Below are 16,364 nucleotides of genomic sequence, written 5' to 3'. Positions count from 1 at the left end.
TAAGGCGGGGAATCGGGAGATCGAAGCGGCCGTGGAGCGATCGTCGGCCCTCCCCGACGCGACGGCGTCGCGCGTCGAGGCGGGCGGCGCTCAGATCACCGGAATCGGATCCGAGCCGAAACGGTTCGGGCCGTTGGTGCCGCGCGAGCACATCCACACGAGCAGCAGGATCCCGCCGACGATCGGAATGAGCGCGATCAGCAGGAACCAGCCGGAGCGACCCGTATCGTGCAGGCGGCGGACGGTGACCGCGAGGCTCGGCAGCACCAGCGCGAGCGACACGACGGCCGCGACGATCATCAACAGCAGCGAGAGCGCGCTCGCGTCGCGCCCCGCCATGGTGATCACCTGGCAGATGATCGACACGACGCTGGTCAGCAACGCGAAATACCAGTATTCGGCACGGCGCGCGCGGCCCTCGAATTTCGCATATTGATTGAATGCGGAACGAACAGCCTCGGTGAAATTCATTTTATTGCCCTCATGTTTTATATCGGCGACCCCGGAAACATCGCGGGCATTATAAGTTTGAATTTCCGAGCCTTGCATCTCTTTTCGCGTGCCGACCGGCTCGCACGCGGGCTCCGGCAGAACTGGCGCGGCTTCAGCGGCGGCATGCCGTATCGCCCGCGGGCATGTCACGTCATTTTTATAATCGCGACGTCCGGATGGAAACAACGACCAGATAATCCACGGCTTGATTACACCAGCATGAAACGCACCGCGATCGATAATCGAATCGGTCGTTCGTCGCGCATTTACCGGCCGGCCGGGAATATCGCCGGGCATCGCGTGCGCACGTCGAAAACGGCGCGTGCTGGCCGGCGTTCGCGCTAGCCTGCCGCCGCCTGCTCCAGCACGTGGAGATCGAGCTTCTTCATCTTCATCACCTGCGCCATCACGCGCTCGGCACGTGCCGGATCGCCCGCCATCAGTTCGGGCATCTGCACGGGCACCACTTGCCACGACACGCCGAAGCGGTCGCGCAGCCAGCCGCACTGCTGCGCGCGCTCGTCGCCGCCTTCGGCCAGCGCCGTCCAGTACCGGTCGATCTCCTGCTGGTCGCGGCAGTTGACGACGAACGACACGGCCGGCGTGAGCGGAAACGCCGGGCCGCCGTTCAGCGCGAGAAACGCCTGCCCGTCCAGTTCGAACGACACCGTCATCACCGCGCCCTCCGCCTGGCCCGACGCCTGCGCACCCGACTTGCCGTAGCGGGCGACGTGCAGGATGCGCGCGTCGTCGAATACCGACACGTAGAAATTCGCTGCCGCCTCGGCGTCGTGGTCGAACCACAGAAACGGCGTGATGCGTTGAATACGCTGGCTCATGGCGCTGTCTCCTCGATGTCGTGCCGGCACCGGTGCCGGTCTTATATCGTAGGCGCTGTGCGGGCACGGCGCGGCGGCCCGAAGCGTAGTGCGTCGCCGCCGGCGAAGGCAAAAAAAAGGGGGCGATCGCTCGCCCCCTTTTGCTGCCGCCGTTCGTGCGCGGTCAGAATGCGACGTAAGGCTGCGCGCCGCCGGTGCCGGTCCGATCCATCCCGAAGTAGATCGTCTTGCCGTAGAAGTGCGGCATGCCGAGATCGAGCCACCCGGCTGGGCCGAACGGGCCGGCGATGTCGTTGAACGCGAACGTCGACGAATTCGCGAACAGCGCATCGGCGTTCGCGACGGGCATCGACACGCCGCCCGATGTCCCGTTCTTGCCGGTCAGCGTCGCCGTGTAGGTGGTCGTCGACGACGGGCAATAGAACTGCGTATTGGTCGAGCAGGTCTTCTGCGACAAATCGTTGAAGAAGTACGCGTTCGAACCCGTATCGAAGAACGCGGTCACGCTGCCGCCGAGGAACGTCGCATCGACGTCGCCCGTCGTCGTCGACGTCAGCACCGTCGACGCCCCGAGCCCGTTGTTGCTCTGCGTATTGATCCCGAACGTCAGCAGGCCCGTCGCGCTGCCCTGCCCGCTGCTCGAGATGGTCGGCATCTGCACGATCACGCCGTTGTTGTCGGTCGCGAAGCGATGGACCGGGTTGGCCACCTGCTGCGCAACCGGCACCAGCGCCACCGTGCAGCTCGAATTGCCGTTCGGGCACGCGTAGTAGTTGTTGGACGTTGCCGACGTCGACGTCGCGCAGCTCGTGCCGCAGTCGACCGGCGCCGGCCCGATGCCGAGGATGCCGTTTGCACCGAGATCGCTGGCCGTGTTGGCCGACGTTCGGGCACCGTTGTTCGAGCATGAACTCGGCACGTTGCTGGTGCCGAGATCGCCGATGATCTGCACCGGCAGGGAGCCCGCCTGCTCGGTGCCGATCGACAGGTCGATGGTGCGCACCGAGCCCCATGTGAAGCTCGACACGAACTTGCCGCACTCGGCCACAGGTGCGCCGCCGCTCGTCGTCTGCGGCAGGTTGTTCAACACACCCGACGACAGCGCGCTGCTGACCAGCCGCAACCCGTACGATGCCGTATCGACGAGCACGTTGTTGACCACCTGGCAGTTCGTCGTGCCCGGCACGCAGATCTTCACGTTGACGGTCGGGATGTTGATCACATGCGCGACGCCGGTGCCGACGGTGATCACGGCCGTGTTCGCCGTATTGCCGTCGGATACGCTGGAGCCGCCGCTGTTGCCGCCGCTCCCGCCGTTGTTGTCACCGCCGCCGCCGCAGGCGGTCACGAGCATGGCCGTCACGGCCGCGACGCTCAGCAGGCCGAGCCAGCGCTTGAAGGTACGAGGAATTCGCAAGATCACTCTCCCGCTGTCACTGGATGTCGGTGCCGGACAGGCCGGCCGGCAGCGCCGCCGGCAGCCACGCCTGGCCTGCGAAGGCGCCCATGTGGCCGCCCGTGCGGATCACGAGGCCGCTCGTATCGACGGACACGGGCGCGCGCCAGCCGCGCGCCGCATGCGCGACCTGGACGCCGGCGGTGTACTGCGGGAAATAGCTGCCGAGCAGCGACTCGAGGTCCGGCATGCTCGGCCCGCGCCAGGCGAGGCCGAACACGGTGCCGGCCGCGGTCGTGTATTCGTGGATGACGGTGCCCGATCCGAGCGTGATCTCGCGGACGGTGTAGGCGGCCGCGTTCGCCTGCGCGCCGTCGGCGGAGCGCATCGCGCGCTGCAGCGCGCGCACCGTGGCGGCGTGATCGTCCGCCGGAGGCGACATCGGCGCGCCGCCCAGTTCGGCCTGTGCGTGGACGGCCCACAGCACACCCATTGCGGCCGTCGCGTGCGCGGCGGCCCAGCCCAAGCGTTTCAGCTTCACGTTCCCCCCCAAGGGACTGGCTTCGTTGCCGGCGCGCCGCCATCGGATCCGGCGCCGCCAGTCAACAAATGAAAGTCTTAAGAATGACGCTTCGTTGCTGCTGACGCGTAGTATGCCTGCGGAGTGTGTCGGAGTGTCAAATCAACGCGGCATGACGCAACGCAACATGACGTGCAGCACGACCCGCACGTGTGGGCTCGTGTGACCAGCATCGTGAAAGCCACGCGCACCGGGCCGCTCCGCGATCGGGCGCGGCGCCGATGCGATGGGCAGGTTCAGAAGCCGAGGCTCGCAAGCAGGTCGTCGACCTGCGCCTGATCCTGCACGACGTCGGACTTGCCTTCCGGCGCGATCTGCGGCCCGTTCAGCAGCGACTCGGGGCTGCCGGTCGCGCTGATCTGCTCGGCCGCGAGCGCGGCCGCGGTCGCCGCGAACTGCTCGCGCCGCTCGGGTGCGATGTTCTCGACGAGCACGGTGAGCAGCTGCTGCTCGATCAGGTAGACCATGTCCATGATCTTCTTGATCACCTGCCCGGTCAGGTCCTGGAAATCCTGCGCGAGCATGATCTCGAGCAACTGCGCGCTGGTCGCCGACGCCGCCTCCGGCAGCGCACGCAGGAACGTGCGCGTGTCGTCCATCAGCTCGCGCACTTCCGCGTGCTCGATCGGTGCCGCATACCACTGCGCCCAGCGCGCATCGAGCGCCTCGGCCTCGTTCTGGATGCGCTCCTGCATCGGCTTGGCGACCTCGATCGCGTTCAGCACGCGCTCGGCCGCCTGCTCGGTCATCGTCGCGACGTAGCGCAGCCGGTCGCGCGCATCGGGCACGGCTTCCGCCGCGCGCTCGACATGCTTGTCGAGCCCGAGCTCGCGCATCGAATCGCGCAGCGTGCGCGTGACGTGGCCGATGCGCGCGAGGATCCGGTCGCTCGCGTAATCGGCGCCTTCGGCGTGGCCGTCGGCGTTGATTGCCGCGCCGGCAAGCGCCGCATGGATCGGCTCGTTCACGTCAGCTCCCGGCCTTGGCCATCTTGTCGATGATCTTGTTCAGCTTCTCGTCGAGCGTCGCGGCCGTGAACGGCTTCACGACATAGCCGCTCGCGCCCGCCTGCGCGGCCGCGATGATGTTCTCCTTCTTCGACTCCGCCGTGACCATCAGCACCGGCAGGTGCGTGAGCGTCGCGTCCGCGCGGATTTCCTTCAGCATCGCGAGGCCGTCGAGGTTCGGCATGTTCCAGTCGGAGATCACGAAGTCGAAGCCGCCGCCGCGCAGCCGCGCGAGGCCGGCAGCGCCGTCCTCGGCTTCGTCGACGTTCGTGTAGCCCAATTCCTTGAGCAGGTTGCGGACGATCCTGCGCATCGTCGGGAAATCGTCCACCACCAGGATTTTCATGCTCTTGTCCATCGTCGTTCCTTTGCAGATTCGTTACCGTCGGGGCCCGCCGCATCGCAGCTGCCCCGTGACATTTCATTCAGACGCGCTGTACGCGGTCGCCCATCGTCGCCAGCCGCGCCATCACGCGCCGGCTCATCTCGGAAAGCGGCGCCACCTCGTCCGCGCCGCCGAGCGCGATCGCCTCGCGCGGCATCCCGAACACGATGCAGCTCGCCTCGTCCTGCGCGAACGTGTGGGCGCCCGCGCGCTTCATGTCCAGCAGGCCGGCCGCGCCGTCGCGGCCCATCCCCGTGAGGATCACGCCGATCGCGTTCTTGCCCGCGTGCTGCGCCGCCGAGCGGAACAGCACGTCGACCGACGGGCGGTGCCGGTTCACCGGCGGCTCGTCGGACAACTGCGCGATGTAGTTCGCGCCGCTGCGCGCGAGCAGCAGGTGCGCGTGGCCCGGCGCGATGTACGCATGGCCCGGCAGCACGCGCTCGCCGTGTTCGGCTTCCTTCACCGCGATCCGGCACAGGCCGTTCAGCCGCTGCGCGAAGGACTTCGTGAAGCCGGGCGGCATGTGCTGCGCGATCAGCACCGCCGGCGCATCCGGCGGCAGCGGCGTCAGCACCTCGCGGATCGCCTCGGTGCCGCCCGTGGACGCGCCGATGATGATCAGCTTCTCGGTACTGACGAGCGGGTTGTTGACCATCGGCGCGGCCGGCTGGCCGCTCGCCGCGCGCGCGGCGGCCTGCGGCTGCGGCGCCTGGCGCACGCGCGCGCGCGATGCCGCGCGGATCTTGTCCGCGAGCTTTTCCGCGTAGTCGAGCATGCCGTCGCGAATCCCGACGCGCGGCTTCGTGACGAAATCCACCGCGCCGAGTTCGAGCGCGCGCAGCGTGATCTCGGAGCCGCGCTCGGTCAGCGACGACACCATCACGACCGGCATCGGCCGCAGGCGCATCAGCTTCTCGAGGAAGTCGAGCCCGTCCATGCGCGGCATTTCGACGTCCAGCGTCAGGACGTCCGGGTTGTGCTGCTTGATGAGCTCGCGCGCGACGAGCGGATCGGGCGCGGTCGCGCACACTTCCATGTCGGGCTGGCTGTTGATGATCTCCGTCATCAGGCTGCGGATCAGCGCCGAGTCGTCGACGCACAACACTTTGATCTTCTGCACTGCGGTCATGCCTCCTGCTTTCTCGAAAGGTTGGCCGCATACGGGCTGCCGGCCTTCGTGTTCGTCGTCTGCGCGCCCGTGCCGCCGCGTGCTCCGAACAGCTCGATGCGCGGGCGTGCCGGCGGCGGCGCAACCGGCCGCTTCGCCGCGAACAGCTCGACGTGCGCGCGCTGCCGGTCGGCGCGCACGCGGTCGGCCTCGCGCGCCAGCGCGGCTTCGCGCTCGGTCACGCCCGGCACCTGCAGCCGCAGCTTCTTCACCATCGCGCGGCCGGTGCGCGGCATGAACGCGACCTTGCGCGGGTGCACGCCCTGCAAGTCCTCGGCGGTGATGCGGATGCGTTCGAGCGCCAGATAGCGGCGCACGAAATCGGCGTTGCGGTCGCCGATGTTGATGGTCGTCATGCCGGCCAGCACGGCCGCGCCGCCGAACACCTTCGCCTCGAAGCGCTCGCGGCGCCCGCCGGCCTTGATCAGTTCGTTGATCAGCACTTCCATCGCGTACGCGCCGTAGCGCATCGACTCCGACGCGGCCGCGCCGGCATCGGCGCCGTCGTCGGGCAGCATGAAGTGATTCATCCCGCCGATGCCCGCCAACGGGTCGTGCAGGCACGCGGCGACGCACGAGCCGAGCACGGTCATCAGCACCATGTCCTCGGACGTCGTGTAGAACTCGTTCGGAAGCAGCTTCACGCCCGGGCGTTCGAAGTGGTTGTCGAAGTAGCGATTGGTCGCGATCGGCAGGGCGCTCATCCGCGTTCTCCGTAAGCGGGCGCGGCGACCGCGGCACGCACATGGGCGCGCGGCGGCACCGCCGCGGCCGGCGCGGCGCCGCGCGGGCGCAGGCCCGGCGCGGCATCGCGCGTCAGTTCGTACACCGTCTGCCCGCGCAGCCGGAAGGCCTGCGAGACGTACGTGAAATTCTCCGAATGCCCGGCGAACAGCAGGCCGCCCGGCTTCACGAGCGGCTCGAAGCGCGACAGCACCTGCCCCTGCGTCGGCTTGTCGAAATAGATCATCACGTTGCGGCAGAAGATCGCGTCGAACGGCTTCGCGATCCCGTAGTCGGCATCGGTCAGGTTCAGCTGCTCGAAGCGGATCATCGCGCGCAGTTCCGGGCGCACCTTCACGCGGCCGGCCTGCGCGCCCGTGCCTTTCAGGAAGAAGCGCTTGAGCCGCTCCGGGCTCAGGTGCTTGACCTGGTCGTACGTATAGATGCCAGCCTCGGCCTTCGCGAGCACCTGCGTGTCGAGATCGGTCGCGAGGATCGATGCGCCGCGCGCGGCCGATTCGCCGAGCGCCTCGATCAGCGTGATCGCGATCGAGTAAGGCTCCTCGCCGGTCGACGCCGCCGAGCACCACACCGACACGGGCGCCGCGCGCCCCTTCACGAAGTCGGCCAGGATCGGGAAATGGTGCGACTCGCGGAAGAACGCGGTCAGGTTCGTCGTCAGCGCGTTGGTGAACGCTTCCCACTCGAGCGGATCGTTCTCCTGCTCGAGCAGGTCGAGGTAGTCGCGGAACGTGTCGAGGCCGCGTGCGCGCAGCCGGCGTGCGAGCCGGCTGTACGCCATGTCGCGCTTGTGCTCGGACAGCGAAATGCCCGCGCGTTGATGGATCAGCGCGCGGATGCGTGCGAAATCCGCGCCAGTGAACGCGAAGTCGCGCCCCGGCTCGCCCGCGCGGGGCGAGGCATCCGGTGCATCAGGTCGAAACGGTGCGCGCGCGGACGGCATGGCTTAGAAAGTCTCCCAGTCGTCGTCGGACGTGCCGGCCGCCGCCATCGCCGGCTTCTCGCCGTTCAGCGCGGGGCGCACCAGCGCGGGCTTCTCGGCAGGCTTCTGCGCCGGTGCGGCGGCCGCCTTCGCGAGACGCGGGCCATAGCCGCCCGCGGCCGGCGCTTCCTTCGATGCGCGTGCGGCAGCGGCGTCCGGCGCGCGCTTCGTTTCGTGGCTCGCGGCCGGTGCCGCGGCATGCGGCGCCGGTGCGGCGCGACGGGCCGGCTGCACGGCAGCCTGCGGTGCCGGCAGTGCGGCCGGCGAGGCTTCGTGACGGTGCGCCGACGGCAACGCCGGCGCCGGTGCGCGCGCGGCCGGGCCTGCAGCATTGCGCGCCGGCGCGAGCGCGATGCCGCCCGCGACGCGCCACGCCGACACGATCGCCTTCATCTGGCGCGTCTGCTCCTCGAGCGATGCGGCCGCGGCCGCTGCCTGCTCGACGAGCGCCGCGTTCTGCTGGGTGACCGAATCCATCTGGCCGACCGCGCGGTTGACCTGCTCGATGCCGGTCGACTGCTCTTCCGACGCGGCGCTGATCTCGCCCATGATGTCGGTCACGCGGCGCACGGCCTGCACGATCTCGTCCATCGTCGAGCCGGCCCGCGCGACGAGCGCCGACCCGCTGTCGACCTTCTCGGCCGAGTCGCCGATCAGCTGCTTGATTTCCTTCGCGGCGCTCGCGCTGCGCTGCGCCAGCGAGCGCACTTCGCCCGCGACCACCGCGAAGCCGCGGCCCTGCTCGCCCGCGCGCGCGGCTTCGACCGCCGCGTTCAGCGCGAGGATGTTGGTCTGGAACGCGATGCCTTCGATCGTGCCGATGATGTCGACGACCTTGCCCGAGCTCGCCGCGATGTCCTGCATCGTCGACACGACCTGGCCGACCACCTCGCCGCCCTGCGTCGCGATGTCGGACGCGTTCACCGCGAGCTGGCTCGCCTGCCGTGCGTTCTCCGCGTTCTGCCGCACGGTGCCGGTCAGCTGCTCCATGCTCGATGCGGTTTCCTGCAGCGACGCGGCCTGCTCCTCGGTGCGCTGCGACAGGTCGGTGTTGCCGGTCGAGATCTCGCGCGCGCCGACGTCGATCGACTCGGTGCCGCGATGCACGGCCTGCACCATCGTCGTCACGGCGTCCTGCATCCGCTTGATGCCGCCGAACAGGCGGCCGATCTCGTTCGTGCTGAACACGTTCACCGGCTGCGTGAGGTCGCCGCCTGCGATGCGCTCGAAGTGCGCGATCGCGTCCTCGAGCGGCTTCACGATCAGCCCGCGCAGCGCGAAGCGGATCGCGATCACGACGACGAACGCGATCGCGATGCCGGCCGCGATCAGGCCGACCATCAGCGAGATCTGCGACTGCGTCGCGGCCTGGCGTTCTTCCGCGCGCTTCTGCAGCGATGCGATCACGGCCGCCGCCGTCTGGTCGAACGCGACGAACATCGGGCTGATCTTCGCGTCGGCAATCGCGTGATACGCCGCCATGTCGCCCGCGCGCGCCGCGGCAAATTCGGGCTCGACGCCTTCCTTCACGATCGTCGTGTAGCGGGCGGTGAGCTCGTCGACGAGCGCCTGCTCGACACCGAGCTTCGGCGTCGACTGGAACGCCTGCCAGTTCTGGTTCGACTTCGCGTACAGCTCCTGCGCGCGGTCGAGCACCTTCGCCGCCTCGGCCGCATTGCCGGCTTCGGTCAGCGTACGGAAGCGATCGAGCGCAATGCGCGAGCGCAGCAGGTGCGCGGCCGTGTCGTCCAGCGTGTGGATCGCCGGCAGGTCGACGTGCGCGATCTCGTCGAGCGAACGGCTCGCGTGATCGAGCGCGTAAAGGCCGAGCCCGCCAACCGCGGCGGCCAGGCACACGAGGATGAGTCCGACCGCCGTCAGCGTCGTGCGGATCGACCAGTTATGCAACATTGCAGATTCTCCCGAAATTCCTGCGCGCGCGGCGCGCTTACCCGCCGAGCGTCTCGATCAGCGCCATTTCACGGCTCGACATCAGCTTCTCGATGTCCATCAGGATCAGCATCCGGCCGTCGACCGTGCCGAGGCCCGTCAGGTACTCGGTCGTCAGCGTCGCGCCGAATTCCGGCGCCGGCATGATCTGGTCGGTCTGCAGCGTCAGCACGTCCGACACGCCGTCGACCACCATCCCGACCACGCGGTTCGACACGTTCAGGATGATCACGACGGTCTGGTGGTCGTACTCCACGCGGCCGAGATGGAACTTGATCCGCATGTCGACGATCGGCACGATGATCCCGCGCAGGTTGATCACGCCCTTGATGAATTCGGGCGCGTTCGCGATGCGCGTGACGCTGTCGTAGCCGCGGATTTCCTGCACCTTCAGGATGTCGATCCCGTATTCCTCGTCGCCGAGCGTGAAGACGAGGAACTCCTGGCCCGTCGCATCGCCCTGCTCCGCGTCGCGGCGGCTGGTCGCCGCGTTCGCCGCGGCCGTATTGATCATTTGGACTTCAGCAGACACGTTTGCCCCCAATCAGTTGAATGGCGAGAGTCAGAAGATTGCGAGCTCGGCGCCGGCTCGGGCGCCGTGCGTCGCACGGGTTTCACGGTTCAGCGCCGCGACGTCGACGATCAACGCGACGCTGCCGTCGCCGAGGATGGTCGCCGCCGAGATGCCATGCACCTTGCGGTAGTTCGTTTCGAGGTTCTTCACGACCACCTGCTGCTGGCCGACCAGCTCGTCGATCAGCATCGCGAAGCGGCGCCCCTCGGTTTCCATGATCGTGACGATCCCCTGGGTCGGATCGGTACGCGCGTCCTCGACCGAGAACACCTCGTGAAGCGCGACGAGCGGCAGGTATTCGCCGCGCACGCGCACCACGCGCTCGCCGTTGCCGACGGTGTAGATGTCGTCGTTCGACGGCTGCAGCGATTCCATCACGAAGTTCAGCGGCAGGATGAAGATCTCCGTGCCGACCTTCACCGACATCCCGTCGAGGATCGCGAGCGTGAGCGGCAGCACGATCCGCGTGGTCGTGCCGCGGCCGGCCTGCGACGAGATCTCGACGTGGCCGCCCATCGACTGGATGTTGCGCTTCACGACGTCCATCCCGACGCCGCGGCCCGACACGTCGGTCACCGTCTCGGCGGTCGAAAAGCCCGGCGCGAAGATCAGTTGCCAGACTTCGTCGTCGCTGATGTTGTCGGATACCTGCATCCCCTGCTTCGCGGCCTTCGCGAGAATCCGCTCGCGGTTCAGGCCGCCGCCGTCGTCGCTGACCTCGATCACGATGTTGCCGCCGTGATGCGCGGCCGACAGCACGAGCTGGCCGACCGCGTCCTTGCCCGCGGCGACGCGTTTGTCGACGGTCTCGATCCCGTGATCGAGGCTGTTGCGCACGAGGTGCGTGAGCGGGTCGATGATCCGCTCGATCAGGCTCTTGTCGAGCTCGGTCGCCTGGCCGAACGTGACGAGCTCGACCTGCTTGCCGAGCTTGCCGGCCAGGTCGCGCACGAGGCGCGGGAAGCGGCTGAACACGTAGTCCATCGGCATCATGCGGATCGACATCACCGCTTCCTGCAGGTCGCGCGCGTTGCGTTCCAGTTGCGCCATCCCGTTGAAGAGACGGTCGTGCAGCGCCGGATCGAACGCGCTCGCCGTTTCCGCGAGCATCGCCTGCGTGATCACGAGTTCGCCGACCAGGTTGATCAGCTGGTCGACCTTCTCGACGCCGACGCGGATCGAGCTGCCTTCGGCGCCCGATGCGGCGGCGGCCGGGCGCGGACGCTTGTCGTCGTGGTGCGCGGCAGCGTGGGCAGCCGGCGCGGCGGGTTCGGCCTGCGGTTGCGGCGCGGGTTGCGGCGCCGGTTGCGCGGCGGCGCTCGGCTGCGCCGGCGCTTGCGGTGCGGCGGCGGCCGGTGCGGCACCGGCGGCTTGCGCGAATACCTCGACGCGTGCGGCCGGCTCCGGCGCCGCGGCCGGTTCGGGCGCGGCCGGCGCGACGGCAGGCGCCGGTGCGGCCGGCGCGGTGCCGCGCGCGATGCGGATCTGGCTGTCGTCGATCACGAAACAGCACACGGCGACGATGTCGTCGGACGGCACGTCCGATTCGAGCCACAGCGTCAGGTCCGCGCCCGCTTCCTCGCGGCCGACGATCCGGCCGAGATTGCCGAGCTCCTCGGTGAGCAGCGCCTGGTCCTTCGCGTCGACGCCGACGAGCGTGATCTTCAGGTGCGGGCCGCCCGCGACGGCGTCGTCCGCCGGATGCGCGGCCGCGACGGCCTGTTCGACCACGTGATCGGGCACGCGGTCGTCGGTGGAAGGCGCCGGCGCCGGTGCGGCCGCTTCGGCTGCTGCGGCCGGCACGACGGCCGCGGCCGCATCCGCGCCGCTCTCGGCCTTCAGGCGTTCGAGCTTCGCGCAGATCGTCGCGGCAGCCGCCGCGTCCGGTTCCGCGCTCGCGCGATAGTCGACCAGCTGGTCGGACAGCACGTCCTTGGTCTCGAGGAACGCGTCGACCATTTCCTTGGTCAGCGTCAGCTCATGGTTGCGCGCGCGGTCGAGCAGCGACTCGAGGATGTGGGTCGTCTCGGTCAGCGCGGAAAAGCCGAAGGTCGCCGCGCCGCCCTTGATCGAATGCGCGGCGCGGAAAATCGCGGCCAGGTCCTCGGGGTCGGGCGAGCCGACGTCGAGGTTCAGCAGCAGCTGCTCCATCTGCGCGAGCAACTCGTCCGCTTCGTCGAAAAAGGTCTGGTAGAACTGCGTGATGTCGAGAGTCATGCCCGGTCACCGGTTGGATTCGTCGCGTTCATGTCAGGAGGCGGTCTGTTCGGACAGCGTCGCGACCAGGTCGATCAGCACGGCCGGGTCGATCGGCTTCTCGATCCAGCCGGTCGCGCCCGCGTCGCGCGCGGCGTCCTTGAAGGCATCGCTGCCTTCGGTGGTCAGCACGAGGATCGGCGTGTCCGCGTATGCCGTCAGCTTGCGCAGCGAGGCGATCACCTCGAGCCCGCTCTTGCGCGGCATGTTCTGGTCGGTCAGCACCAGGTCGTACGGCACGGTGGCCGCCATGTCGAAGCCGGCTTCGCCGTCCGGCGCCACCGTCACGTCGTAGCCGGCCTGCGCCAGTGTCGCCTGCAGCAGCGCACGCATGGTCGCCGAGTCGTCGATGGCGAGAATGGTTCGGATCATGTCTGTCTCGAAATCTGGGAATCGTCAGGGTTTCGGTGCCACGGCGACGGCGCTCGCCAGCGCCGGTCGCGCGGGCTGCGCCGGGCCGCCGAGCTGCTGGGCCAGCAGCTTCGAGCCCGCCGCGTCGGCCGACAGCGTCGTGGTCGTCGCGTCGTCGCGCATCAGCGCGTCTTCGGATTTGCGGTTCAGCACGATCACGCTGATCCGGCGGTTTTCCGGATCGAGCGGATCGGCCTTGTTCAGGTTCTGCGTCGACGCGAGGCCGAGCACGCGCAGCACCTTCGCCTCGTCCATGCCGCCCGCGATCAGTTCGCGGCGCGACGCGTTCGCGCGGTCGGCCGACAGCTCCCAGTTGCTGTAGCCGCCCTCGCCGCCCGCGTACGGCACCGCGTCGGTGTGGCCCTGGACGATGATCCGGTTCGGCACGTCGTTCAGCGTCTTGCCGATCTCGCGCAGGATGTCGCGCATGTACGGCTCGACGTGATCGCTCGACATCGCGAACATCGGCCGCTTCTGCGAATCGACGATCTCGATGCGCAGCCCCATCAGCGTCGAATCGATGCGGATCTGCTGCCTGAACTGGCGCAGCGTCGGGTTCGCCTCGATCGCCGCCATCAACTTGATCTGCAGGTCGTGCAGGCGCGTCTGCTCGAGCCGGTCCTGCGCGCCCTGCGCCTGCGAGCGCGTCTTGTCGTCGCCGGCTTTCGCGACGCGGTCGGCGAGCGACGTCGTGCCGTCGGTGCGGCGCAGCGTGCCGGCGTCGAGGCTCGACAGGTCGCGGCCGCCGCCGTTGATGATGCTCGAGTCCTGCGAGCTGCGATCGCCGCTGCCGAACAGCGCGGCCTTCAGCGGCGTGTTGAAGTACTCGGCGATCCCCTTCAGCTGCACCGGCGTGACCGAGCTCAGCAGCCACATCAGCAGGAAGAACGCCATCATCGCGGTCATGAAGTCCGCATAGGCGAGTTTCCATGCGCCGCCGTGGTGGCCCTTCTTCTGCGGGGCCACCCGTTTCACGACGATCGCGCGATCCTTGCTCTTGCTCATCGAACGCTCCGCGTCACTTCGCCTTCACGCGGCGCACGTGCTCTTCGAGCTCGGTAAACGACGGCCGCTCGGTCGAGTACAGCACCTTGCGGCCGAACTCGACCGCGATCGCCGGCGCATAGCCGTTCAGGCTCGCGAGAATCGTCACCTTGATGCACTGGAACATCTTGGTCGACTCGGCCACGCGCTGCTCCGCGAGGCTCGCGAGCGGCCCGATCAGCCCGTACGACAGCAGGATCCCGAGGAACGTGCCGACCAGCGCCTGCGCGATCATCGCGCCGAGCACCGCGGGCGGCTTGTCGGCGGATGCCATCGTATGCACGACGCCCATCACCGCCGCGACGATCCCGAACGCCGGCATCGCGTCGCCGACGCGCATCAGCGCGTGCGCCGGGCCCTCGCCTTCCGCGTGGTGCGTCTCGATCTCCTCGTCCATCAGGCTCTCGATCTCGAACGCGTTCATGTTGCCGCCCACCATCAGGCGCAGGTAGTCGGTCAGGAATTCGACGATGTGGCGATCGGCGAGGATTTTCGGGTATTGCGTGAAGATCGGGCTCTTGTCCGGATCGTCGATGTCGGCCTCGAGCGTCAGCGTGCCTTCCTTGCGCGCCTTCGCGAGCAGCACGTACAGGAGCGCCATCAACTCCATATAGACGTCCTTCGTGTACTTCGAGCCCTTGAAGAGCGTCGGCAGCACACGCAGCGTCCCCTTGATGGTCTTCATGCCGTTGCCGAGGATGAACGCGCCGACGCCCGCGCCCGCGATCATCAGGATCTCGACCGGCTGGATCAATGCGCCCAGATGCCCGCCTGCCAGCGCGTAACCGCCGAAGACGGACAACAGCGTCACGAGTGTTCCCACGATAATCAGCACTGCCTGTCCCTCACGAATGACCGGCGGGGAGACCGCCGTTAATCAGGTTTACGGCAGTCGGCAGGAAAACTTTCGCGGCCGCGCCGCGGCGGCGCGGCGGTGTTTACCAGCAAGCCCCGCGCGGTTCGCGCGGCGAGCGGCAGCCGTGAGGCGTCCGCTCGCGCCCCGCCCGGCCTTGCCCGGCCCGGCGCTCAGGCCGCGGCGGCGGACAGCTCGGCGCGCGCGGCGGCGGCCTTGCGGGTCTTGCCCGCGCGCGACGGCGGCTGGCACAGGCCGCACACGAAACCTTGATGCGGATCATGCGCATGCGCGACGAAGTGGCCGCCGCAGCGCGTGCACGGGGTCATCTGCAGCATCCCCGAGTCGAAGAAGCGCACCAGCGTCCACGCGCGCGTGAGGCTCAGCGCGGCCTCGTCGCCGGACAGCTTCACGTGCTCCTGATAGAGCCGGTACGCCTTCACGATCGACTGGATCGGTTCGCAGCGGCCGTGGTCCTGCATGAACCGGTAGATGTTGTAGAACAGCGACGAGTGGATGTTCGGCTGCCACGTCATGAACCAGTCGGTCGAGAACGGCAGCATCCCCTTCGGCGGCGACGCGCCCTTCAGCTCCTTGTACAGCTTGATCAGGCGATCGCGCGACAGGCTCGTCTCCGCCTCCAGCAGTTGCAGCCGGGCGCCCAGTTCGATCAGTTCGATGGCGAGGGTGATTTCCTTCACCTCGATCACGACGCTTTTGCTTGCCATGGTGAATAACCGTCCGCTTGACGTTGTTCGGATGAGTGGCCAAGACGCTGCCTGCCGGCGCGGCGCGCCGGGACGAACGCAAGGCGGGGAAGGATCAGCGGACGCTTTCGACCGGCTGGCCGGCCATCAGGATGGCCGAATGCGCGTGCGTGACGACGTCGCTGCGCCCCTTGTCGGCGAGCGACGACAACAACGCGTGATCGTCGAAGCGGAAGCGGCACAACATCTGGTTCGATGCGGCGAGCTTCACGGTCTGGGCGAGCGTGAGGTTCGCGAGCACATCGGCCAGTTCCTGGGAAACTCCCATGCGGAACATGCCCATCGCTTTGTCTTCCCGCAGCAGGCGCTGCGCGAGGAGGAGGTACGACAGGTTGACCTCTTTGATCTCACTGAGCATTTCGCTGTTGGCGCTCATGATTCCCCCGTTAAGAGCTTTGCTTTGGCCGTTCATGTTATGAAAACGTTTGCTCGATCAGGCCCCGCTGGGCGCTCCGTCGGCACGTTTATATTCTTACAGGGCGAATTTTGGCCAAACGGCATTTATGCCGGTATCAGCGGAGTGACGTATGCCGCGCAGGATTTGTCTGTAAACCGTGTAGGAATTTTTCCGACAAGGCGAATTGAAAGGAAACAAACGGCGGGGGGAGTGACGCGCGAATTCGTCGACGATGCGGTCCGACACGGGACGAATCCGGCTGAAGGCCTTCCGGCAAGGCTGCCGGAAAGTGAATCGGAAAAAATTATAGTGGTTTTTCACGATAGCGCAACAATTCTCGTTGCCATATCGCTTTGTGTTTCCGCACCCCTTTTATCGGGGTTTTCGCGTATTTCACGGTGTAACAAGCCTTAAGTGTTTGAAAAAACACTCGAACCCCTGAAGGCGATATCGATAATGGACTCCAATGGGCGGCGGCGGGAGCCGCGCCGGCCCGCCCCGCAGCTTGCCGCCCGG

At 67.7% G+C, this 16,364-nt stretch carries 17 protein-coding genes; all 17 read right to left on the bottom strand.

Annotated elements, in window-relative coordinates; genetic code table 11:
* Positions 1-90: 90 nt before the first annotated feature.
* The gene (locus tag ACT2FV_RS17955) at positions 91-789 is read right to left on the bottom strand and encodes a DUF805 domain-containing protein (RefSeq protein WP_444504555.1); all 699 of its coding nucleotides are present in this window, start codon (positions 787-789) and stop codon (positions 91-93) included.
* Between the two features lie 44 nt (positions 790-833).
* The gene (locus tag ACT2FV_RS17950; protein ID WP_124628638.1) at positions 834-1,331 is read right to left on the bottom strand and encodes a VOC family protein; all 498 of its coding nucleotides are present in this window, start codon (positions 1,329-1,331) and stop codon (positions 834-836) included.
* A 163-nt stretch (positions 1,332-1,494) separates the two neighbouring features.
* Entirely contained in the window at positions 1,495-2,748 is a 1,254-nt protein-coding gene (locus ACT2FV_RS17945) for a DUF3443 domain-containing protein (RefSeq protein WP_444504554.1), read from the bottom strand.
* Positions 2,749-2,764: 16 nt separating this feature from the next.
* Entirely contained in the window at positions 2,765-3,268 is a 504-nt protein-coding gene (locus ACT2FV_RS17940) for a DUF2844 domain-containing protein (RefSeq protein ID WP_124628642.1), read from the bottom strand.
* A gap of 275 nt (positions 3,269-3,543) precedes the next feature.
* Positions 3,544-4,275: a protein phosphatase CheZ gene (cheZ, locus tag ACT2FV_RS17935; protein WP_059601920.1), complete on the bottom strand. Its 732-nt coding sequence runs from the start codon at positions 4,273-4,275 to the stop codon at positions 3,544-3,546.
* Between the two features lies 1 nt (position 4,276).
* Positions 4,277-4,672: a chemotaxis response regulator CheY gene (gene cheY / locus ACT2FV_RS17930; RefSeq protein WP_006754880.1), complete on the bottom strand. Its 396-nt coding sequence runs from the start codon at positions 4,670-4,672 to the stop codon at positions 4,277-4,279.
* 67 nt (positions 4,673-4,739) lie between these two features.
* Entirely contained in the window at positions 4,740-5,831 is a 1,092-nt protein-coding gene (locus ACT2FV_RS17925) for a protein-glutamate methylesterase/protein-glutamine glutaminase (RefSeq protein WP_059601922.1), read from the bottom strand.
* On the bottom strand, positions 5,828-6,574 hold the full coding sequence (gene cheD / locus ACT2FV_RS17920; RefSeq protein WP_444504553.1) for a chemoreceptor glutamine deamidase CheD: 747 nt from the start codon (positions 6,572-6,574) through the stop codon (positions 5,828-5,830). Before cheD ends, ACT2FV_RS17925 begins: the two co-directional genes overlap by 4 nt.
* Positions 6,571-7,557 carry a CheR family methyltransferase gene (locus ACT2FV_RS17915; protein ID WP_124628644.1) on the bottom strand — a complete coding sequence of 329 codons (987 nt, stop codon included), beginning with the start codon at positions 7,555-7,557 and terminating at the stop codon, positions 6,571-6,573. The genes cheD and ACT2FV_RS17915 overlap by 4 nt, the downstream gene beginning before the upstream one ends.
* A gap of 3 nt (positions 7,558-7,560) precedes the next feature.
* Complete coding sequence (locus ACT2FV_RS17910) at positions 7,561-9,507, bottom strand: methyl-accepting chemotaxis protein (protein WP_444504552.1); 1,947 nt, start codon at positions 9,505-9,507, stop codon at positions 7,561-7,563.
* Positions 9,508-9,544: 37 nt separating this feature from the next.
* On the bottom strand, positions 9,545-10,060 hold the full coding sequence (gene cheW, locus ACT2FV_RS17905; protein ID WP_059601930.1) for a chemotaxis protein CheW: 516 nt from the start codon (positions 10,058-10,060) through the stop codon (positions 9,545-9,547).
* Between the two features lie 48 nt (positions 10,061-10,108).
* A complete protein-coding gene (gene cheA, locus ACT2FV_RS17900; RefSeq protein ID WP_175867922.1) occupies positions 10,109-12,337 on the bottom strand; it encodes a chemotaxis protein CheA in 2,229 nt (742 codons plus the stop codon).
* Positions 12,338-12,370: 33 nt separating this feature from the next.
* The gene (locus ACT2FV_RS17895) at positions 12,371-12,748 is read right to left on the bottom strand and encodes a response regulator (protein WP_124628650.1); all 378 of its coding nucleotides are present in this window, start codon (positions 12,746-12,748) and stop codon (positions 12,371-12,373) included.
* A 24-nt stretch (positions 12,749-12,772) separates the two neighbouring features.
* Positions 12,773-13,792, bottom strand: a complete 1,020-nt coding sequence (motB, locus tag ACT2FV_RS17890; RefSeq protein WP_059601936.1) for a flagellar motor protein MotB — start codon at positions 13,790-13,792, stop codon at positions 12,773-12,775.
* A gap of 13 nt (positions 13,793-13,805) precedes the next feature.
* Positions 13,806-14,666, bottom strand: a complete 861-nt coding sequence (gene motA / locus ACT2FV_RS17885; RefSeq protein ID WP_059601938.1) for a flagellar motor stator protein MotA — start codon at positions 14,664-14,666, stop codon at positions 13,806-13,808.
* A gap of 191 nt (positions 14,667-14,857) precedes the next feature.
* On the bottom strand, positions 14,858-15,412 hold the full coding sequence (gene flhC, locus ACT2FV_RS17880; RefSeq protein WP_059601940.1) for a flagellar transcriptional regulator FlhC: 555 nt from the start codon (positions 15,410-15,412) through the stop codon (positions 14,858-14,860).
* 94 nt (positions 15,413-15,506) lie between these two features.
* Positions 15,507-15,827, bottom strand: coding sequence for a flagellar transcriptional regulator FlhD (flhD, locus tag ACT2FV_RS17875; RefSeq protein WP_059601943.1), 321 nt, complete (start codon positions 15,825-15,827; stop codon positions 15,507-15,509).
* Positions 15,828-16,364 lie beyond the last annotated feature (537 nt).

Origin of the sequence: Burkholderia sp. PR2 (assembly GCF_052372875.1) — a bacterium.
Lineage (GTDB): Bacteria > Pseudomonadota > Gammaproteobacteria > Burkholderiales > Burkholderiaceae > Burkholderia > Burkholderia diffusa.
The sequence above is the reverse complement of the archived record's forward strand: the minus strand, read 5'-3'. Positions and strand labels throughout refer to the sequence as shown.